Below are 18,932 nucleotides of genomic sequence, written 5' to 3' on the forward strand. Positions count from 1 at the left end.
CACCACCCTCACATACCCATCTCCCTCCTCACCACACAACACCTCCTCCTCACACCCCAACTCAACGCCTATCCTTTCAACACTCCCTTAACACGCACATCATTTCCCCTCCAAATCCACCCTCTCAAACCAAAGCCCCCAGCATCTCCTCCCCAGCATTCACCCACAGCAATACCAATGCCAATCGACTTGCTCCCAACCAACTCTCGCTTGCTTCCCACGCACCTCCTAAATTCACAAAAAGCACCTCCACCTCTTTACACCCTCCACCAACGTACCTAACCTTGTCCCCGTCATTTCACACCCTAGCCTCTCCTCTTATACCGTGCCTAAACCTACTCCACAGAGCATACCCTTCTCAGCTCTGTCCTACCTCTTCCCCTAAAGCCCCCTCACCCGTGCATCATTTCCCCTCCAGATCCACCTTCGTAAACCAAAGCCCCCAGCATCTCCTCCCCAGCATTCCATCACACTAGTGCAACCACCTCCTATCCCACAAAGCACGCTCTACCCCTTCCAAACATACTCCCAGCCCTCTCTTGCCTTTTCCTGCAAAGCTCCTAACACATCATACATCTCTAGTGCTCCCCCTCTTATCTATAGCCCTCTCCAGCCTTCACCACCTTCAACACCTTCCCACAACCTTTACCCCCAGCATTCTCTTGGTAGCACTACTCACTAACCCACACAGAACTCACACTCAACACCATACTCTTCTCAATACCCCCTTACCCGCACATCATTTCCCCTCCAAATCTGCCCTCTCAAACCAAAGTCCCCAGCATCTTCTCTCCAGCATTCCACCACACCGGTAGCAACCACCTCCTGTTCCACAGAGAACACTCTACCCCTTCCAAACACACTCCCAGCTCTCTCTTGCCTTTTCCTACAAAGCTCCTAACACATCATACATCTCTAGTGCTCCCCCTCTCATCTACAGCCCTCTCCAGCCTTCACCACCTTCAACACCTTCCCACAACTTTGCCTTCAATACCATCATTTTCACTCGCACTAACCTCACATACCCCATCCCCCTCTTCACCACACAACACCTCTTCCTCACACCCCAACTCAACGCCTCTCCTTCACTCACATACCTCCCTTCTCCCTTTATTCCCATACATCATCTCCCTTTCACATGCACCACTCTTCACCGCACAACACCTTCTTGCCCCATACTACTTTACGCTATCTAAGCAGCACCTTAGCCTCCTCATTTTCAAGGTATATTTTAAGCCCACTTGGAGAAAACAGGGTAATCATAAGATATTAAAAGATCCATTGTTTGCGCCAATGGTAAACCAACCACATTGGAATAAGAACCAGAAATATTAGTAACAAAAGCCCCAGCCTTACCTTGAATAGCATAACCACCAGCTTTTCCCTCCCATTCCTGGCAAGCTAAATAAGCCTCAATTATTGAAGGGGTCAAACATCGAAAACGAACACAGCTTTTGACCAATTGAACAGTTTTTTTCCCACATTCATTCACAACACAAACAGCACTATATACGTTATGAGAACGCCCAGATAAAAAGCTCAAATATTTACAAGCTTCCTCTTTTCCACTCGGTTTAGGAAGAATAACACGTCCAACAGCAACAACAGTATCGGCAGCCAAAATCAGACATTTTTTCGACAACAGAGCATGTTCGCTAACATGATCAGAACATAACAGGCTTTCATAAACTTTGAGTGCTTTTTCACATGCCAAGCGCTTAGCCAGATGAGCAGGATGCTCTTTTGGTTTTGGCGTTTCATCGATCGCAGCCGCATAAACTCGGCTTGGATTAACACCAATTTGCGCTAAAAGTTCTAAACGACGCGGAGAAGCAGAAGCAAGTACCAAATCGATTTCCATAGCGAAAACCCCTTTGAGATTGCGTTAAAACGCATCACCTGACTTTACTTTGACACTCTTTCCCTTACAAAAGGAGCCTTTTAGAGCTAAGACTTTTTGGAACCACCAAACTTTCAAACTTTATTGTGTGACACCGTATGTCGCACTCTCACCTTGCTTATAAGCTCGCTTTGTTCCCATCAACAACTTGGAAATTTTTTAAACGTATGCATCAAATTGTTCTGAAATTTCTGTATTTTTGAACAACTTTACGAACTTTTATTGAAGCAATAGGAAAGTTTTAAAAAAGTGGCCCCCGTATCCCTTTATTTATAGCGATACGTAATACGCCCTTTTGTCAAATCATAAGGGGTCATTTCAACCATAATCTTATCACCAGCCAACACACGAATACGGTTTTTACGCATTCTTCCAGCGGTATGAGCAATAATTTCGTGATCATTTTCTAGTTTTACGCGAAACATTGCATTAGGCAAGAGCTCGGTTACAATACCAGAAAATTCCAAAACTTCTTCTTTGGACATAAATAAAAAGCTTTCTTTATATAATGAATTGATTGGATTTTATTTTACTGACTTTATTTTTATTTTACTGACTTTATAATGCAAATTTAATGTAAATTTATTGATTACTTATACATCGCAAATTATTGGAGGGTACTCATATCGTATTTTTACGGTTTTGTGAACAGGGATTTAACAAAGAATGAGATTTTCCTTTGCATTTATTAACAATCATATATTAACAATCATATTTGATTTAAGGTTTTCTCGCCTATTTTGATTAAGAGCTTAGGTTTTTAAAATCACACTTTTCTCCCTTTCCTGCCTCATTTTGCAAATCCCATTTTCTAACTGCTTCTCACCCTACAACCTCAATCCCCAATCTCCCCTCTTTTCAACACCCCCCTTAACTTGCACATCACTCTGCCTCCAGAACCATCCTCGCAACCCCATCCCCTCCAACAAAAGTCCCTGGCATCCTCCCCAGCATTCCTCAATACCAATGCAACCAATCTCCTCCACACACTCTCTCCACCCTCCCAGACATATTCCAGTTCTCTCACGCTTCTTCCTCTAACACCCTTCCACAACAACAAACTTAGCCCATCACCCAACATTCACCACACACCTCTAGTTTCCACTTTTCTCACCCACAAACCTTCCCCTTGCAGCTTTTCCTTCTCATCCTCCTCTTCTCCCACCTGTACTGCCCTATACAACAGCCCAACACTTGCCTCCTAAACATCCCTACCCCCAATATCCACCCTCTCTCTTCCTATCCATATGCCCTCTCCACAACCTTGCTCTCACCTTATCCCTCTCCTACTCGCACTGCCCACACAGGCACCCAACGCTTCTCTCCCAAACACTCACCCTACAACCTCAATCCCCAATCTCCCCTCTTTCCAACATTCCCCTTAACTTGCACATCACTCTGCCTCCAGAACCATTTTCGCAAACCCATCCCCTCCAACAAAAGTCCCCGGCATCCGCCCCAACATACATACCTCCACACACTCTCTCAACCCTCCCAACAGTTTCACTTTTTTCACCACACACGCCCCATACCCTCTCCCTCCCCAGCATTCCCCCAATATCCTTCCCACTCCTTAACCCCACATCACATCGCACACTCAACGCTTCTTCCACTCCCCATCCACAGATCCCTTCCCTCACAGCTTTCCCTTCACACCAGCATACACCCGTCTTCAAGCTCTCCTTCACCACTACACACATCATTTCCCAACCCCATCCCCTTCAACAAAAGTCCCCAGCATCCACCCCAGCATACATATCTCAACACCAGCGCAACCAACCTGCTCCCACCAACGCTTGCTTCCTACACTCCTCCTAAACCTACCAAAAACATCCCCAAACTCCTATCGCACACCGCATACACTCCCATCACCCGATAAAACCTTAACTCCCTGCCCCATTACCTTACCTTTATTTCTTTCTCACAAAGTACAACCCGAAATGAGTCAATTGAAGAAAAACCGTCGACTCTTACTATTCAACTTTACAAAAAATTACTCTGACTGTGTAAAAATTAATTTTGCAAAAAAAATGGAAAACTTTTAAAATGGCAAACTTTTAAAAAGTTAAGAAAGTGAATTTCTTTGACAATACATAAAGTCTGGCAACAAAAAGGATGTGGAATGGCCAAACACGCATTTGACGTCGCGATTGTAATGGGCAGCCAATCAGATTGGCAAACAATGCGCCATAGCGCGGATATTTTAACACAGCTTGGCATTTCTCATGTCTCACAGATTATTTCCGCCCATCGCACCCCTGACCGGCTCTATCACTTTGCGAAAGGGGCAAAAGCAGCAGGCTTTAAAGTTTTGATAGCAGGTGCTGGGGGTGCAGCACATCTTCCCGGCATGCTTGCAGCCTTAACTCCATTGCCTGTTTTTGGCGTTCCCGTGCAATCACGTATCTTATCAGGTCAAGATTCTTTACTTTCCATAGTGCAAATGCCTGCAGGCATACCAGTTGGCACACTGGCAATAGGCAAAGCAGGTGCTATTAATGCAGCTCTTTTATCAGCAGCAGTAATGGCTGTTTATGATGAAAACCTTGCTAAACGTCTTGAAGAATGGCGAAAGCAACAAACAGAAAATATTGCTGAATACCCTATGAATGAGGTTTTAGATGCCCCATCCTCCTGAAAGTTTACAACCGGGAAGTATGATTGGTCTGATTGGTGGGGGGCAATTAGCCCGCATGTTAGCGATGGCAGCAGCAGAACTTGGTTATCGCACAGTTGTTCTTTGTCCTGAAGCACACTGCCCAGCAGCGCAAACAGCCAATCATCATATCGTTGCGCCTTATGATGATGAGATAGCATTAGATCGTCTGATTGAAATGTGTGATGTTGTCACATATGAATTTGAAAATCTGCCTCTCCAAACAGCTCATTATATTGAGAAAGAAAAGCGCCTTTATCCCTCATCTAAAGCTTTGGAAATTGCGCAAGACCGAGTTCTTGAAAAAACTTTTTTAAATGAAAAAGGTATTCTCACAGCTTCATGGTATGCAGTCCATAATCGCGCTTCTTTAGTTTCAGGGCTGTCTGCATTGGGTGGACATGGCATTTTGAAAACAAGGCGCTTTGGCTATGATGGCAAAAACCAAGTTGTTCTTCATCACCCTAATGAACAGGCCATTGATGCCGCTTTAAGCGCCCTTCACTATCAGCCCTCGATTTTAGAAGAAATTGTGCCCTTTTCATCGGAAATTTCAGTCCTCTCATCCCGCTCACCCCAGGGAGCTTCTGCCGCTTATGACTGCCCTGAAAATCAGCACAAAAATGGTATTCTTCATAAAACATTTGTTCCATCAAAAGTTTCATATGCCATACAAGAAGCCGCGCAAGAGGTAAGCTCTACGGTTATGCGCACTCTTGATTATGTTGGTGTCTTGTGCATTGAATTTTTTATTTTAGCAGATGGCCGTTTTCTTGTGAATGAATTTGCCCCTCGTGTACACAACTCTGGTCATTGGACACAAAAAGCATGCATAACCTCACAGTTTGAACAGCATATCCGTGCCATTTGTGGCCTTCCTTTAGGTAGCACATACCGCCACAGTAATTGTGAAATGACCAACCTTCTCGGCCATAATTTGGATGACTTTAAACACTTTCTCACGCAAGAGCGCACATCAGTCCATCTATATGGTAAAAACTCTGTACAACCAGAACGCAAGATGGGTCATGTCATCCAATTAACAGGTCCAGCTACCCCCTCTCCTCATTTCCCATAAATCCTGTCACCCTGCTCCTCCACAAACCCTACTTGCCTTCACCCACGTACACTCCCCTCTCCTCTCCATCCTCGTCTTTAATATCCCTCCCACTCACACTAACCCACACAACCCCCACTCCTTAGCTCCACACCACATTGCGCACTCAACGCTTCTTCCACTCCCCATCCACAGATCCATTCCCTCACAGCTTTTCCTTCCCACCAGCATACCCCACCCATCACCTGCCCTCAATTTCTCTCCACCACTCGTATACCATTCCCCCTCCAAATCCACCTTCTCAAACAACAACCCCCAGCATCTTCTCTCCCTACCATTCCCCCACACCGATACAACCAACCTACTCCCACCAACACACTCAAGCTCTCCTCTCCACCCCCACACTTCCCCTCTCTTCTCCATCCTCGCCTTTAATATCCCTCCCACTCACACTAACCCACATAACCCCCACAACTTGCCCCCCACACCACACCGCAGCCCGCACCCTTCTGTCAACCCAGCACAAACTCCCCATCAGCACACCCCAATTTTCCCCCAAGTCCTCTTCTTCCAACACCCTTACCCGCATCATTCCCCCTCCAAATCCGCTTTCTCAAACAACAATCCCCAGCATCTTCCTTCCCTACCATTCCCCCGCACCGATGCAACCAACCTGTTCCCATCAACGCTCGTTTACTTTCCCCATTTCTCCTAAACTCCCCCTCTCCACCCACACACTCAACCCTCCCAAGCATTCCCCTTTACTCAAGCCCATTCCTCTTACCTTCTAACCTATCTCCTCCCATTACCCAGCACACCGTGCACTCAACGCTTCTCCCACTTCCCATCCATAAACCCTCTCGCCTCTTGACCACCTTTAACAGCCCCTCCCCACACACCATTCTTCCGCACCAACGCACTCAAACACTCCTCTCCACCCCCACACCACTTCCCCCTCTTTTCCCCACCCTCTTCCCTAAATATCCCTCCCACTCACACTAACCCACATAACCCCCACAACCTGCCCCCATACCACACCGCAGCCCACACCCTCTTTACTACCCCAGCACAAATTCCCCTACCAGCACACCCCACCTGTCACCCACACTCAAGCTCTCCTCCCTCACTTGTCCCCAAGCTCTCCTTGCCTTCACACCCCACACCAGCCTCCCCTGCTCAACAATACACTCAACATCCTCCCCTTTTTCCTTAATTCCACAGCAAATGCTTAGTTGACAAAACTAAGACACCCTGCTAAAAATTTACCTTTCTTCTTATTCATTAGCGATGAATAGTGTTATCTCTTTGAGAGAAGCGCAGTGTTTTTTAAAGCGGTGATGAAAGAAACTATGTGATGATACCAAAAGGGTATCATATTATGAGTATGCGTTATAAACGGTGATTATTATGAAAATTAAAAATTCGCTCAAAGCACTCAAAACACGTCACCGCCACAATCGGTTGGTGCGCCGCAAAGGTCGTATTTACATCCTTAATAAAACCAACCCACGGTTTAGAGCGCGTCAAGGTTAATGATGGTGTAGCCTGCTGTTTTTGCAGGCACTTTGCTTTTTGAGGCTCTCAAAGCTTTTTCTTACAACATATCTTTTTTGATGACACATTTTTTTCCCCTGTATTTCAGGACTTTGAAAAAACAGATATTTATTTTAGTCTGTGTCAGCGTTTTTTTTGTGCTTTCCCACGGTAATGGATATATCCTTCCATTCGTATTCGCCTCATCCATTCCTGCTTTACCTACTCCTGCCTCATCTTCACCCACAACCTCACCCTTCTTGCCACTTATAACTTCACTCCCATCTTCTTCTCTCACTGCGTCCCCTCTCTTATCATCTTCACCCACTCCACCTCTACCCACACTATCTTTACTCACTGTGTTTTCACCACCACCGTCTTCACTATCGCCTTCTTCATTTTCACCTATTCCACTTGTTTCTGCTGCATCTTCCCCATCTTCACCATTTGAAGAACCTTCCCCACAATCGCTCCTACCATTGGATGATCTCATCCCAAATCAACCTTCAACAACACCTCATGAACCAGATGCAGCCGCAACTCTTTTAGAAGATCAAGAATCGCCATACCACGGCCACGCTCATCAAACTAAACAGCGTAAAGAAAAAGAGCTTGTGCGCTTACTGAAAGAATTAAAATACTGCGCCAATGCAAAGGAAGCAAAAACTATAAGTCAGCAAATCCAACGGTTATGGTCGCAATCTGGCAGTGAAACCATTGATCTTTTGATGACATGGGCTGAACAAGGCATTAACGCAGAAAATTATGGCCTTGCTTTGGATTATCTTGACACAGCAATTGCACTTTCCCCCACCTATGCTGAAGCCTGGAACAGGCGTGCGTGGATACACATTCAATTGAGCGACTTTAAACTAGCAATGCTAGACCTTCATCATGCCCTTCAACTTGAACCTCGCAATTATATTGCGTTTTTTGAGCTTGGAATCGTCATGGAAGCAACAGAAAGACCAGAGCTTGCCATCAAAGCCTATGAAACAGCTTTGACATTTTATCCACAAATGCAACAAGTCCAGAACCGCATCGACACACTTTTAAGCAAAAATTTCGATCAAAATATTTGAATTTTTGTCATTTGAAAAAATCATAAAGTAATTTTTTTGTCTAGTAGAAATCATTAAACTACCCTATAATGGAAGATGGTGTTCTGCGCTTCTCGATAGGAAATAACATATTCCTGAGACCTTATTGATTCCCAAGGGAGCTGTCCCTGAGAAAGCTCGTGGGCTTTTTCACACGGCACCCACCTAGTAGCCTAGGTCCTCGGAATCAAACTTTTCCATCGGTCGTTGCGGTTCACCATTTTCCCTCCCCCCATCCCCAACCCTCTCCCGCCTCTCCCCAACACTCTTCCACAAAACAACAACTCCAGCCCTCATCACCCAGCATTCACTGTACACTTCTATTTCTACTCCTCATCCATAGGCCCTTCCCCACAGCCTTACCCTCAACCCTCCACCAACGTAGCCTATTTTCCTCCCAAAACACTCCCCCAAGCTCTCTTTTCCAAAACCTCCCCACCCTCGCTCGCATCAGCCTTACTCCACAACCCTTCACCCCTTTTTGCTCGCACCAGCCTCGCCCGCACCCACAACACTTCCCACACACCTAACGTTTAAGCCAACATCCCCTCAAACAAGCACACTACACCCCCCTCAACAAGCACACTCAAGTCTACCCTTAAGAACCCACACCCGCTCTTCTTTTTATACATCTCGTCTTCGTAACACCTTCCTTTTACTCACCCTTTCTTTTATACTGATTGAAATAATCAGCTCGTCCCCACCCAAAACATTTTTCAAATGTGATTGCTTTCTATTGATTGAAGAGATAACAAACTAAACAATGTCCACAACCTCCCAATATTCGCAATCCATTTCGTCTGACCGATCACGTTTGCGTGCTCTTGGCATATCAAACCGTAATGCCCTTTGTGCACATGAACATACCACCTTTTCACATCGTGCCTGTTCCCACATCACGCATTATCTTGAACAAATGATTGAGGATTTTTCACATACAATTCTTGCCGGCTATTGGCCAATCCACTCAGAAATAGACCCACGCCCTTTGTTCGATTTTGTTTCATCGCGTGGGGGGCATATAGCACTGCCCGCTATTATTGATGAAACAACAATGGTTTTTCGAACATTTGCATCAACAACACAGCTAGAGCTAATGCGGTTTAACACATTTGGTCCCAGCGCAAACAATGCAGTCGTCGCCCCCACCATAATCATTGTGCCACTTTGCGCGTTTGACAACCAGTGCCACCGCCTCGGTTATGGTGCAGGCTACTACGATCGCGCCATTGAGCATCTTCAAAAACATGGGCACCGTGCACATTTATGGGGCTTAAGCTTCTCGTGTCAGGAAGTAGAGTCTATCCCTGAAAGAAAGCATGACCTTGTTTTACAGAAAATTTTCACAGAAAAGGGTTTTATAGAACGCTAAATTATGCTTAAAACGCTTATGCGATTTTTATTTTTAGGAGACATTGTGGGGGAAATAAGCTGCTCCACTGTTTGTCACGCACTTCCCAAACTCATTAAACATTGGCAGCTTGACTGTGTTGTTGTGAATGGTGAAAACGCTTCTCATGGCTTTGGCATCACGCAAAATGTGTATCAAGACCTCTTAGCAGCAGGTGTTGATGTTGTCACCACAGGAAATCACGCTTTTCATCACAAAGAAACTTTGAAATTTGCCACTTATAGTGAACGTTTTTTACGTCCTGCCAATTTTGTTGAAGGCACCCCTGGTAGAGGTTCTTGTTTCATAACAGCAAAAAACGGAGCACAAGTTCTTGTCGCCAATGTTTTGGGAAGCGTCTTTATGCCGTGTACTGCTGATGATCCATTTGAAGCAGCTGAAAAGATTGTTTCCGCCTGCCCTTTGCGTGAACAGGCAGACGCTATTATCTTCGACTTTCATGCAGAAGCCACAAGTGAAAAGCAATGTTTTGGCCATTTTCTTGACGGTCGTGTGAGCGTTATCGTAGGAACCCATACACATATCCCCACAGCGGATGCACAGATTTTAGAAGGAGGCAGCGCTTATTTATCAGACGCAGGAATGTGCGGAAATTACAACTCCTCTCTTGGTATGGATAAGGAAGAACCTTTATACCGTTTCCTTTATAAGAAAAAACGGGGTCGTTATGAACCCGCACAAGGCCCAGTAACACTTTGTGGATTTGCCGTTGAACTCTCAGATCGCACAGGCCTTGCCCAACATGTTTCAGCCATACGTTTAGGCCCCCGTTTAAAGAATGAAGTTCCAGACTTTTGGGAAGCTCTTCCCGATGATTTTCAGCTGTAAAACCACACTTCCCCCAACTCACCCCTTTCAATCCCCCCACCTATTTTCTCCCCCCAACGCCCGCACACACCAGCAAACCAACTTTGCCCCACGTGCCCCTTACTCTCTCCTCTCACCACCCCCCTGGTGACCTTCTCCCAAACACACCTCACTCCCCCACCAGTATATCCACCCTCTTCACCCCTGACACAGCTCAACCTTGCCCTTATCTTCTCTTCCTTCCATCAATAAACCTGATGCCCCTTCGCTTTTCCTAAATCCCCACCAGTAATCCAAACTTCCCCTCAAACGCCATCCCACCCTTTCAATCTCCCCCCCACCACCTATCTTCTCCCCCAGCATCGCACACACCAGAAAACCAACTTTGCCCCCACATGCCCCTCACTCTCTCCAACACAACTCTTCACCCCTTATCTCCCAAACTCATGCAATCTCCAGAACTCATGCCCCTCCTCAGATTCATCCTCAAAAAACACTCTCCCATATCCCGCACTTCTTCCCACTCGCACGAGCCCCGCGCCTTACCCTTCTTACCCTTTACGCTCTTTAAAAAACATCCCTCGAAGAGGGGCCCCCACCAAAGAAAACCCCCTCGGAAGAAAAGCCCCAGAAGATATATTTCAAACTGTTATGCGTTGAATATTGGCCCCACAATTGGACAATTTCTCTTCCAACCGCTCAAACCCACGATCAAGATGATAAACGCGACCTACAATTGTCTCTCCTTGTGCAGCCAGTGCAGCAATAACAAGAGAAACAGAAGCACGTAGATCTGTAGCCATCACTTGTGCTCCTTGCAAATAATCGGTTCCATGAATAATGGCCGTATTTCCATCAAGCGTAATCTGCGCACCCAACCGCACCAATTCTTGCACATGCATGAACCGATTTTCGAAAACGGTTTCAGTAATCCTTGCACAGCCTTGAGCACACACCATCAAAGCCATAAATTGTGCTTGAAGATCGGTTGGGAAAGCAGGAAAAGGACCGGTTGTAATATCAACCGGCGTAATTTTTGTTTGTTTATGATCGCGGGTAACTTCAAGACCATCTGTTTTGTGTTCAATAGTGAGCCCCGCCTTTTGCAAAACTTCAAGCACTTCAATGAGATGATCAGGATTGGCATGTTTCAACAACACCTGTCCACCGGTCATTGCCACAGCCATTGCATAGGTTCCTGTCTCAATCCGATCAGCAACCACACCAACCCGTGCACCGTGCAATTTTTCAACCCCATGGATTGTAAGGGTTGAGGTACCTTCCCCGGTGATATTAGCCCCCATCACTTTGAGTGCTTGAATAAGGTTTGTCACTTCAGGTTCACAAGCCGCATTTTTAAGAACAGTTGTGCCCTGTGCCAGGGTAGCAGCCATCAGCATAATATGCGTTCCCCCAACAGTGATTTTAGGGAATTGATACTGCGCCCCTTTTAACCCTTGGGGTGCTGTGGCATGAACATATCCCTTTTCAATGGTGATCTGTGCGCCTAAACATTTGAGCCCATCGAGGATAAAATCAACCGGCCTTGTTCCAATAGCACATCCCCCAGGCAATGAAACACTTGCTTCCCAACACCGTGCAAGTAAAGGCCCGATAACCCAAAAGCTTGCACGCATTTTTGTCACAAGTTCATAAGGAGCATGCGTTGATGTGATTGTTTTTGCAGTAAAATGGATTGTCCTTGAATCGGCGCAATCTTTATGAACTTTGCGTCCTTCAACAGCATAACCAACGCCATGATTATTCAAAATTCGGATCAAAAGCTCAACATCACTCAAATGAGGAATATTATCTAAAATCAATGTTTCCTCAGTAAGCAATGCCGCAATCATCAAAGGCAAAGCAGCATTTTTAGCGCCTGAAATAGGAATAACCCCCTGGAGTGTATTTCCTCCAATAATTTTAATCGAATCCATCGTATTTGTACTCTATCCTATTGTTATCTTACTCTACCTTATTATCTACTCTACTTTATTATACCTTATTCTATATTCTATCTTTTGAGATCTCTTTTCACAATAATGTCATTTTTGGGGCAGTGATTCTTTGCCATGGTTTAACACTCACTCATTAAAACCACACGGGTATAAAGAATGACGTCACATTTTTAAATCACGCGTTCTTTTTCGCAAACTGAAAATTCTTTTGTGCACTCTTCTTGCGAATTTGTAAGTCTTGTGAGCGTTTTCGACTTTGTTCTTTTCGCCGTTTCAGATTTTCGCGCAATTGCTTTGTCAGCCTTTGCTCACGTTGTTTTTTCTTATCATTTTGGGCATCTTTTGTTTGTGTATTCTGGTTTTGATGTGTCATAGCAATAACTTTTATAACCCTTGCAATAACTCTTATAGCCCTTTGCTTTCACAAGCTTTTTGCTTTTATAACCTTTTGGAAAAATAACATATTTTAAGTCAAGAATTTCTTTTAAAAAACGTCTACGTCATGCCATAAGAAGCGTTTTCTTGCAAGAAGAGATAAATGCTCTCTTGCCTATTTTATAACAATATGGCACAAGGCACCGCAAAGAGTGAGACGTGCTGCGGTAGCTCAGTGGTAGAGCACTCCCTTGGTAAGGGAGAGGTCGAGAGTTCAATCCTCTCTCGCAGCACCATTCCAACGGTCTTTTCTCCTCAAATACCCCCTCCCAATCCCACAACCCAACCTCTCACACTAAATCCCCAACCATCTCCCACAGCCACCATCAAACCTCACCTCCCCAATCCTCTCCTCCTCAGCACACCTTCAAGAAACCGTCTCACCTCACCATCGGCACAACCCAATCTTCCACCCCTTCAGCCTCTTCTCCCCCTCACACCAAACCTTGCACCCTCTTTCCTCATTCTTTTAAACATCCCCCCAGTACACCCAATCATCACCCTCAAACGCGCCATCCAACACTCATCCTCTCACCCCCCCCCGGCTTCTTCTCCTCAAACACCCCCTCCCAATCCCACAACCCAACCTCTCATACTAAATCCCCAACCATCTCCCACAGCCACCATCAAACCTCACCTCCCCAATCCTCTCCTCCTCGGCACACCTTCAAGAAACCGTCTCACCTCACCATCGGCACAACCCAATCTTCCACCCCTTCAGCCTCTTCTCCCCCTCACACCAAACCTTGCACCCTCTTTCCTCATTCTTTTAAACATCCCCCCAGTACACCCAATCATCACCCTCAAACGCGCCATCCAACACTCATCCTCTCACCCCCCCCCGGCTTCTTCTCCTCAAACCCCCCCTCCCAATCCCACAACCCAACCTCTCATACTAAATCCCCAACCATCTCCCACAGCCACCATCAAACCTCACCTCCCCAATCCTCTCCTCCTCGGCACACCTTCAAGAAACCGCCTCACCTCACCACCGGCACAGCCCAATCTTTCACCCTCTCAGCCTCTTCTCCCCCTCACACCAAGCCTCGCACCCCTCCTTTCCATATCTTGTCAGACATAACCCTTCTCAAGCGCACCCTAAATCCCCCACAAGAAAGCCCCTTTCCAAAGAAAATCCCCCCCTCTCGAAAAGGAGCCAATCTTCCCACTCACCCCCCCCACTACCCACACAGCTAAACCTTTCCAAATCCATCTTTTAACGCATCTCTCCAGATCCGTTTCCTCGCCGTATTGTGAATAATCCTCTGTCAGCTTGTTGAATTTTATGCACCATATTTTCCAAAGCATCATTAAAACGGTTAATTTCAGCTTCAAGCCTACGAATATAAGGTTCATCGCGATAAGCACGTTTAATTAAAGGTGGCATATCGGGCCAATAAAGCATTAAATCCACCCATTCACGTTGAGCAATCCATAACCCTCCCTGGCATTGTGCCTTATGCTCAACAGGAAACGTATTTTGATAAAAATGAGGGATCAAAATTTCAGGTTTTTTCGTTTTAATTTCCAACAGACCACTTGCCCCAATAAAAGCATCGGGCGAAAAACCTTTTTTGCGATCATCAGCTAAAACAAAACCAATACATTCAGGCTCTGTCTGCGTAAACACCCCATATAGCTGGCGCGCATTTGGCTCCAACTGTGTACCACGTCGCATAGATAGTGTTGTCCCCTCTTCTACAGATTTCCCTGTGATTCTTTCTCCAGCAAGTTTCATCATCACACAATGATATTTCTGTGTCTTTTGCCCATCTTTTTTGCGCGCCATAACCATCTCAAACAAAGAAGCTGTAATCAAACCATTACGTGCTTGACGCCATTCATCCGTTCCTTGAACACAATCAATAATAATTGGCATTGTCTCTTCATCTCCTCTTCTTTATTTCCTCTACCAACGCGCACAGGGCCCTCACCCTCAAACACTATCCTTCTCTCACCAACACAATCTGTCTCTCCCTCTACACTCTTGCCAGGCACAACCCCCTCTCAAGCAGCACCCTCAAGCCCCCGGCTTTTCTCTCTGGCAACCTCTCCATCTCTTAAACCCTCTCCTCACATTAATTCCTAGCCATTTCCCACAGCCACTATCAACCCTCACCCATCCTCTCCCACCGGCATACCTCAAACAACCTCATCCTCTTCCGACACAGCTCGATCTGCGCTTCCCCAACCTCTCCTCCATCAATACAAGCAATCTACTTCTCCACGCTCTTGCCAGACATCACCTCTTACACTAAATCTCCTAAACCTGCCTTCCACCAACGCCCCCGCAAGCGCCCAATCTCTTTTCCCAAACAACCCTAATTTCCCAAACTCTCTCCCACCACCACCATTAAAACTCATTCCCACCGGCACAGTTCAACCTACACCCTCCACACTCCATCACAAACACAGCCTCTCACACTCTCTTACGCACCTCTTACTGCACCTCTTATGCGACTTTCTCAAACTCATGCAGACTCCTGAAATCAATCCCCTCCCTCTCCAACCAACGCTCCTCACAAACTTCACCCCCAAACGCCACCCTCCTCTATCAACATAATCTGAAATCTGCATGTCTCTTCCCACGCGCACCAACCTCATCCCCCACCACATGCTCTTTAAAAACCCCCTCGAAGAGAGGCCATCTCAAGCGCACCCACAAAGTCCCTCACCCCCTTCTTTCAAAATCATGCAACCTCCCAATCTCTTAAACCCTCTTCTCACATTAACACTCCGGCTATCTCCTCACAGCCACCATCAAACCTTGCCATCCCTCCCACCAGTACACCGCAAATAACTGCCCCACCACCAACACCGACCGATCTGGCTCTCATCTTCTTCCAGCCTATCCTCCTCTCCAACCAACGCTCCTCACAAACTTCACCCTCAAACGCCACCCTCCTCTATCAACATAATCTGAAATCTGCATGTCTCTTCCCATTCACACCAGCCTTATCCCCCGCACCACACGCTCTTTAAAAACCCCCTCGAAGAGGGCACACCCCTCATCCCCCACACAAGGAAAAACCCCTACAAGAAAAGGTCCCCTCTCCAAGACAAAATCTCTCTTAAAGAGGGGGCAAAGCAATCAACCTATGGCACTACATAAAAATCATTCTCGGGTGACCTGCAGCTCAAATTATAAGCAACACGCTGAGCAACCTTTCGTGAAATAAAAGGAACTGCCTTGTGTTTTTGTGGTTCAAGCCTAATCGTGTTGCGAAGAGTTCCAGCATAATAAAGGGGAACCCCGTGATAAATTGTTTGAAGATAATTTGCCATAATCATTTACCTCCAATAACGATCCAAAACATCACACGGGCGCAAACGATGCTGTTTTTCATAAGACCCATAAACATTATCTTGATACACACGAGTAGCCTTGTCCTCTAAATACTCATGATACACATCACTCTCGAGAATAAAGGGGTGAAAATAACCCTCTTGTTCATCAAAATCATGGCATTTCATATATATCTCAGCAACTTGTTCACTCACATCATCAGCATGGAGAGTCCTTAAATCAAGCCGTAAAAGCCTTTGAACAGCATCGCATTGCTCCATAAGATCCAAAATGTCCTCAAGACAATCAATAGGCCCAATGTAAACATCATCATCTGAATCCTCACCAAGAATGATGAGGATTTCATCCTCTTTAACGAATGGAATGTCTTTCATAAATTTCTCCCTCAGGACAGTTGATAAAGCTAAACTCTATCTTGACATAGTCAAATATAGCGTTAGTCTTATCTCCTCTATGGGAGAGATGTCAATTGTTTTATCCTTAACAAAAGATATATTTTTAACTTTTACGAACATTCTAACAGCACGTAAAAATTGACTAATTTTCTATCGCATTTTTATGTTGTTCTCTATTTGTTCTAAATTGACACAAAAATAAACAAAAGGGCACAAATAAATAGGTACAACAGATGGGGCAATAGACACAAACAGATTGGGAGAGCTGAAATGAGTGATTTAAAATTGATACAGTATTGGGGAAATCTTGAGCCTGAAAGTCAAAGAGCTGTTATGGTTTTACTTCGTCAGTTGGCCTGCGCAAGAGAGTTAAAATTGCCTGTCGTTCTTCAGGAGAAATCTTTGCCAGAAGATCAATAAATTCCCGATCTTCAGGAGCAGGATTTTCTCCATAGAGAATATAACTCATACTCACATTAATTGTCTGACACACATCCGAAAGCGATTCAATCGTGGGGTCTTTGCCTTCAGAAAGAATAGAATGAAGATAACCAGCTCCTTTGCCTGCCGCAAGGGAAATAGAGCGCTTTGACCGTCCACTTTTTATAAGCGCTTCATTTAATCTGTGACGCCAACCATCAATACTCATAAGTCTCACCCTTAGCTGTCTTCAATAAAATACATAGTCTTTCATAAAATTGACTTGCAATATCCTTTAAAGAGGATATAAAATTATAAATAAATTTTATTTTAGGGAGTGAATTCTACATTTTATCAAAAAACAATGAAACACCCCAAAAGATACAAACAGACCACCTCCACAGCCTGTGTGTCTTTTGTATGTATTATTTATCCTTTACAGTTTATGCAACCTCAAATTGCAAACTCCACCCCTTCTAGTAAATACGACTGACTTTCAGATGATTTAAGAGAAATACAAAAACAAATACAATACTCTAACAAATAATAGAACAAAATGAAACAAAACCAAAACAAATCAGAAACATTTTACGAAATCGTAAATTTTGATTGCACGCATTAAGGAGGAAGTAAAAGGCTATTTTTAGTTTTTTTCTGTCACAAAAAGCCGCATCAATCAAAACCTTAAGAAAGCTTATCCCCCATTAAGAAAGCTGATACATTCAAAGAAAGCTGACACTCCTATGAAACAAGCTGAACAATCTGAATTTCCTAATTATGAATCGTCAACACTTCCCTATGTTTGCTGGTATCAAAATGACTTTTTAGGTGGGGTACGTGGAATGCGTGCGCACGAAATTGGAATTTATACAATTCTTCTTAATGAAATTTATGCAAGGGGCCGTCCTTTAGATTTATCAGAAGAACGTTTAGCACGCCTTTGTGGTTGTGATAAGCGAACTTTTATCAGTGTTTTAGAAATGTTGATTACAGAAGGAAAGATTTTAAATTTAACCTGTGGATTATGGAATAAGCGATGCGAAAATGTGTTTCGTGAGCGTACACAATTGCTTGAACAAAAATCCTCTGCGGGTCGTTCTTCGGCACAAAAACGTAAAAAAATCAATGCAAAAATTCAACATCTGCTCAACACATGCCCTACAGATGATGAACTTAACTCAAAAGCTCAGAAGGAAGAAAAAGAAACACCTAACGGTGTTTCGCAAAAGAAGGATGTCTGTTCTGATACCAACCCCCACTCCAACAAACATCTTCCCACACACCCCCCCTCCAACGCGCATTCTTTCACCACCCATTCATCATCCACCTCATCATCATTTACTAAGCACCACACTGAGCACCCCACCGAGCAGATCGCTTCATGCCCACCCACCCACCTATCTACCGAATACTCATCCACCGAGCACTCACCCACCGAGCTCCTCGCACCAGACCTTGCCACCACATATCCTGAAACAACCCCCCACTCCAGCGCACATCCTTCCACCACCCATTCATCATCTACCACCCACCTATCTACCGAATACTCATCCACCGAGCTCCTCGCACCAGACCTTGCCACCACATACCCTGAAACAACCTCCCACTCCAGCGCGCATCCTTCCATCACAAAAAGCCTGAAAGGCCACCGCCTTCCTGCCAACTGGGTGGGTGACATTCACGCAGCAATCTTAGAAGGTTTGAGCGAAGAACAAGCCCGCTGGCAAGAAAAGAAATTTCGCGACTATTGGCATGCTAAAAGCGGCAAACACGCCCTAAAGGTCGACTGGTCAGCCACATGGCGCAATTGGTATCGGCGTGAAATCGAGCGATTAAGAGAAAACCAAGAAAAGCTTTTCGCTTTATCATCTGGTTCACACACAGTGCCCCACAGCACTCAAGAAGATGCCCTTTATCGCAACCTTATCAATTATCAAGCAAAGTAACAAAAAA

At 45.2% G+C, this 18,932-nt stretch carries 25 protein-coding genes, 1 tRNA gene, 1 other RNA gene and 1 pseudogene; 9 read left to right on the forward strand and 19 right to left on the reverse strand.

Annotation, left to right across the window (positions count from 1 at the left end; translation table 11 throughout):
• Positions 1–68: 68 nt before the first annotated feature.
• From BWD121_RS08295 to BWD121_RS06130, 6 genes are all read right to left on the reverse strand, one after another.
• Entirely contained in the window at positions 69–221 is a 153-nt protein-coding gene (locus tag BWD121_RS08295; RefSeq protein ID WP_158078250.1) for a hypothetical protein, read from the reverse strand.
• Between the two features lie 160 nt (positions 222–381).
• Complete coding sequence (locus BWD121_RS08625) at positions 382–504, reverse strand: hypothetical protein (RefSeq protein WP_276290779.1); 123 nt, start codon at positions 502–504, stop codon at positions 382–384.
• Positions 505–1,231: 727 nt separating this feature from the next.
• Complete coding sequence (locus BWD121_RS06115) at positions 1,232–1,861, reverse strand: Maf family protein (RefSeq protein WP_078663779.1); 630 nt, start codon at positions 1,859–1,861, stop codon at positions 1,232–1,234.
• 305 nt (positions 1,862–2,166) lie between these two features.
• Complete coding sequence (gene infA / locus BWD121_RS06120) at positions 2,167–2,385, reverse strand: translation initiation factor IF-1 (RefSeq protein WP_004857577.1); 219 nt, start codon at positions 2,383–2,385, stop codon at positions 2,167–2,169.
• 342 nt (positions 2,386–2,727) lie between these two features.
• Entirely contained in the window at positions 2,728–2,886 is a 159-nt protein-coding gene (locus tag BWD121_RS08300; protein WP_158078251.1) for a hypothetical protein, read from the reverse strand.
• Between the two features lie 360 nt (positions 2,887–3,246).
• Positions 3,247–3,603, reverse strand: coding sequence for a hypothetical protein (locus tag BWD121_RS06130; protein ID WP_078663781.1), 357 nt, complete (start codon positions 3,601–3,603; stop codon positions 3,247–3,249).
• Between the two features lie 419 nt (positions 3,604–4,022).
• Here BWD121_RS06130 and purE point away from each other — a divergent pair, with 419 nt between their 5' ends.
• Both purE and BWD121_RS06140 read left to right on the forward strand, forming a co-directional pair.
• Positions 4,023–4,538, forward strand: a complete 516-nt coding sequence (gene purE, locus BWD121_RS06135; RefSeq protein ID WP_078663782.1) for a 5-(carboxyamino)imidazole ribonucleotide mutase — start codon at positions 4,023–4,025, stop codon at positions 4,536–4,538.
• On the forward strand, positions 4,522–5,634 hold the full coding sequence (locus BWD121_RS06140; protein ID WP_078663783.1) for a 5-(carboxyamino)imidazole ribonucleotide synthase: 1,113 nt from the start codon (positions 4,522–4,524) through the stop codon (positions 5,632–5,634). Before purE ends, BWD121_RS06140 begins: the two co-directional genes overlap by 17 nt.
• 93 nt (positions 5,635–5,727) lie before the next feature.
• On the opposite strand, the gene BWD121_RS06145 is transcribed toward BWD121_RS06140, so the two are convergent.
• From BWD121_RS06145 to BWD121_RS08310, 4 genes are all read right to left on the reverse strand, one after another.
• Positions 5,728–6,018: a hypothetical protein gene (locus BWD121_RS06145; RefSeq protein WP_158078252.1), complete on the reverse strand. Its 291-nt coding sequence runs from the start codon at positions 6,016–6,018 to the stop codon at positions 5,728–5,730.
• A complete protein-coding gene (locus tag BWD121_RS08630) occupies positions 5,993–6,118 on the reverse strand; it encodes a hypothetical protein (protein WP_276290784.1) in 126 nt (41 codons plus the stop codon). Before BWD121_RS08630 ends, BWD121_RS06145 begins: the two co-directional genes overlap by 26 nt.
• Positions 6,119–6,125: 7 nt before the next feature.
• A complete protein-coding gene (locus BWD121_RS06150) occupies positions 6,126–6,368 on the reverse strand; it encodes a hypothetical protein (protein WP_078663785.1) in 243 nt (80 codons plus the stop codon).
• Between the two features lie 70 nt (positions 6,369–6,438).
• Complete coding sequence (locus tag BWD121_RS08310; protein ID WP_158078254.1) at positions 6,439–6,606, reverse strand: hypothetical protein; 168 nt, start codon at positions 6,604–6,606, stop codon at positions 6,439–6,441.
• Positions 6,607–7,020: 414 nt separating this feature from the next.
• Here BWD121_RS08310 and ykgO point away from each other — a divergent pair, with 414 nt between their 5' ends.
• On the forward strand, positions 7,021–7,146 hold the full coding sequence (gene ykgO, locus BWD121_RS06155) for a type B 50S ribosomal protein L36 (RefSeq protein WP_034990194.1): 126 nt from the start codon (positions 7,021–7,023) through the stop codon (positions 7,144–7,146).
• Positions 7,147–7,207: 61 nt separating this feature from the next.
• Here ykgO and BWD121_RS08525 read toward each other — a convergent pair whose 3' ends face one another.
• Positions 7,208–7,639, reverse strand: coding sequence for a hypothetical protein (locus tag BWD121_RS08525; protein WP_240536715.1), 432 nt, complete (start codon positions 7,637–7,639; stop codon positions 7,208–7,210).
• Between BWD121_RS08525 and BWD121_RS06165 the strand changes: the two are divergent.
• From BWD121_RS06165 to BWD121_RS06180, 4 genes and pseudogenes are all read left to right on the forward strand, one after another.
• Positions 7,575–8,228, forward strand: a pseudogene (locus BWD121_RS06165) (tetratricopeptide repeat protein); the annotation flags it as partial. The gene BWD121_RS08525 and the pseudogene BWD121_RS06165 overlap by 65 nt on opposite strands.
• A gap of 77 nt (positions 8,229–8,305) precedes the next feature.
• Positions 8,306–8,466, forward strand: a non-coding RNA gene (ssrS, locus tag BWD121_RS06170) — 6S RNA.
• A gap of 543 nt (positions 8,467–9,009) precedes the next feature.
• Positions 9,010–9,618, forward strand: a complete 609-nt coding sequence (locus tag BWD121_RS06175; RefSeq protein WP_078663787.1) for a 5-formyltetrahydrofolate cyclo-ligase — start codon at positions 9,010–9,012, stop codon at positions 9,616–9,618.
• Between the two features lie 3 nt (positions 9,619–9,621).
• Positions 9,622–10,485, forward strand: coding sequence for a TIGR00282 family metallophosphoesterase (locus BWD121_RS06180; protein WP_078663788.1), 864 nt, complete (start codon positions 9,622–9,624; stop codon positions 10,483–10,485).
• On the opposite strand, the gene BWD121_RS08315 is transcribed toward BWD121_RS06180, so the two are convergent.
• From BWD121_RS08315 to BWD121_RS06190, 4 genes are all read right to left on the reverse strand, one after another.
• Positions 10,476–10,682, reverse strand: coding sequence for a hypothetical protein (locus BWD121_RS08315; protein WP_158078255.1), 207 nt, complete (start codon positions 10,680–10,682; stop codon positions 10,476–10,478). The genes BWD121_RS06180 and BWD121_RS08315 overlap by 10 nt on opposite strands.
• On the reverse strand, positions 10,663–10,827 hold the full coding sequence (locus tag BWD121_RS08320; protein ID WP_158078256.1) for a hypothetical protein: 165 nt from the start codon (positions 10,825–10,827) through the stop codon (positions 10,663–10,665). The genes BWD121_RS08315 and BWD121_RS08320 overlap by 20 nt, the downstream gene beginning before the upstream one ends.
• Positions 10,828–11,105: 278 nt before the next feature.
• Positions 11,106–12,401, reverse strand: coding sequence for a UDP-N-acetylglucosamine 1-carboxyvinyltransferase (murA, locus tag BWD121_RS06185; protein ID WP_078663789.1), 1,296 nt, complete (start codon positions 12,399–12,401; stop codon positions 11,106–11,108).
• A gap of 196 nt (positions 12,402–12,597) precedes the next feature.
• Positions 12,598–12,795, reverse strand: a complete 198-nt coding sequence (locus BWD121_RS06190; protein ID WP_078663790.1) for a hypothetical protein — start codon at positions 12,793–12,795, stop codon at positions 12,598–12,600.
• Positions 12,796–13,018: 223 nt separating this feature from the next.
• Here BWD121_RS06190 and BWD121_RS06195 point away from each other — a divergent pair.
• Positions 13,019–13,093, forward strand: a tRNA-Thr gene (locus BWD121_RS06195).
• A gap of 980 nt (positions 13,094–14,073) precedes the next feature.
• Here BWD121_RS06195 and BWD121_RS06200 read toward each other — a convergent pair.
• From BWD121_RS06200 to BWD121_RS06215, 4 genes are all read right to left on the reverse strand, one after another.
• Positions 14,074–14,736 carry a lambda exonuclease family protein gene (locus BWD121_RS06200; RefSeq protein WP_078663791.1) on the reverse strand — a complete coding sequence of 221 codons (663 nt, stop codon included), beginning with the start codon at positions 14,734–14,736 and terminating at the stop codon, positions 14,074–14,076.
• 1,217 nt (positions 14,737–15,953) lie between these two features.
• Entirely contained in the window at positions 15,954–16,142 is a 189-nt protein-coding gene (locus BWD121_RS06205) for a hypothetical protein (RefSeq protein ID WP_078664089.1), read from the reverse strand.
• Positions 16,143–16,148: 6 nt separating this feature from the next.
• Positions 16,149–16,538, reverse strand: a complete 390-nt coding sequence (locus BWD121_RS06210; protein ID WP_078663792.1) for a hypothetical protein — start codon at positions 16,536–16,538, stop codon at positions 16,149–16,151.
• A 352-nt stretch (positions 16,539–16,890) separates the two neighbouring features.
• A complete protein-coding gene (locus tag BWD121_RS06215) occupies positions 16,891–17,208 on the reverse strand; it encodes a transcriptional regulator (RefSeq protein WP_078663793.1) in 318 nt (105 codons plus the stop codon).
• A gap of 514 nt (positions 17,209–17,722) precedes the next feature.
• Between BWD121_RS06215 and BWD121_RS06220 the strand changes: the two genes are divergently transcribed.
• Positions 17,723–18,925, forward strand: coding sequence for a DUF1376 domain-containing protein (locus BWD121_RS06220; RefSeq protein WP_078663794.1), 1,203 nt, complete (start codon positions 17,723–17,725; stop codon positions 18,923–18,925).
• Positions 18,926–18,932: the final 7 nt, after the last annotated feature.

This window comes from Bartonella sp. WD12.1 (assembly GCF_002022415.1).
Classification (GTDB): domain Bacteria; phylum Pseudomonadota; class Alphaproteobacteria; order Rhizobiales; family Rhizobiaceae; genus Bartonella.

Excerpts from the sequence above, each read along its gene's own strand:
- BWD121_RS08320 (WP_158078256.1), bottom strand. The coding sequence starts at position 10,827 with ATGCTGGGGGAGAAGATAGGTGGTGGGGGGGAGATTGAAAGGGTGGGA.
- BWD121_RS06205 (WP_078664089.1), bottom strand. The coding sequence starts at position 16,142 with ATGGCAAATTATCTTCAAACAATTTATCACGGGGTTCCCCTTTATTAT.
- BWD121_RS06150 (WP_078663785.1), bottom strand. The coding sequence starts at position 6,368 with ATGCTTGGGAGGGTTGAGTGTGTGGGTGGAGAGGGGGAGTTTAGGAGA.
- BWD121_RS06210 (WP_078663792.1), bottom strand. The coding sequence starts at position 16,538 with ATGAAAGACATTCCATTCGTTAAAGAGGATGAAATCCTCATCATTCTT.
- BWD121_RS06175 (WP_078663787.1), top strand. The coding sequence starts at position 9,010 with ATGTCCACAACCTCCCAATATTCGCAATCCATTTCGTCTGACCGATCA.
- BWD121_RS06220 (WP_078663794.1), top strand. The coding sequence starts at position 17,723 with ATGAAACAAGCTGAACAATCTGAATTTCCTAATTATGAATCGTCAACA.
- BWD121_RS06200 (WP_078663791.1), bottom strand. The coding sequence starts at position 14,736 with ATGCCAATTATTATTGATTGTGTTCAAGGAACGGATGAATGGCGTCAA.
- BWD121_RS08525 (WP_240536715.1), bottom strand. The coding sequence starts at position 7,639 with ATGAGATCATCCAATGGTAGGAGCGATTGTGGGGAAGGTTCTTCAAAT.
- BWD121_RS06130 (WP_078663781.1), bottom strand. The coding sequence starts at position 3,603 with ATGATGTGTGTAGTGGTGAAGGAGAGCTTGAAGACGGGTGTATGCTGG.
- BWD121_RS06140 (WP_078663783.1), top strand. The coding sequence starts at position 4,522 with ATGCCCCATCCTCCTGAAAGTTTACAACCGGGAAGTATGATTGGTCTG.
- BWD121_RS06180 (WP_078663788.1), top strand. The coding sequence starts at position 9,622 with ATGCTTAAAACGCTTATGCGATTTTTATTTTTAGGAGACATTGTGGGG.
- ykgO (WP_034990194.1), top strand. The coding sequence starts at position 7,021 with ATGAAAATTAAAAATTCGCTCAAAGCACTCAAAACACGTCACCGCCAC.
- BWD121_RS06190 (WP_078663790.1), bottom strand. The coding sequence starts at position 12,795 with ATGACACATCAAAACCAGAATACACAAACAAAAGATGCCCAAAATGAT.
- murA (WP_078663789.1), bottom strand. The coding sequence starts at position 12,401 with ATGGATTCGATTAAAATTATTGGAGGAAATACACTCCAGGGGGTTATT.
- infA (WP_004857577.1), bottom strand. The coding sequence starts at position 2,385 with ATGTCCAAAGAAGAAGTTTTGGAATTTTCTGGTATTGTAACCGAGCTC.
- BWD121_RS06115 (WP_078663779.1), bottom strand. The coding sequence starts at position 1,861 with ATGGAAATCGATTTGGTACTTGCTTCTGCTTCTCCGCGTCGTTTAGAA.
- BWD121_RS06215 (WP_078663793.1), bottom strand. The coding sequence starts at position 17,208 with ATGAGTATTGATGGTTGGCGTCACAGATTAAATGAAGCGCTTATAAAA.
- purE (WP_078663782.1), top strand. The coding sequence starts at position 4,023 with ATGGCCAAACACGCATTTGACGTCGCGATTGTAATGGGCAGCCAATCA.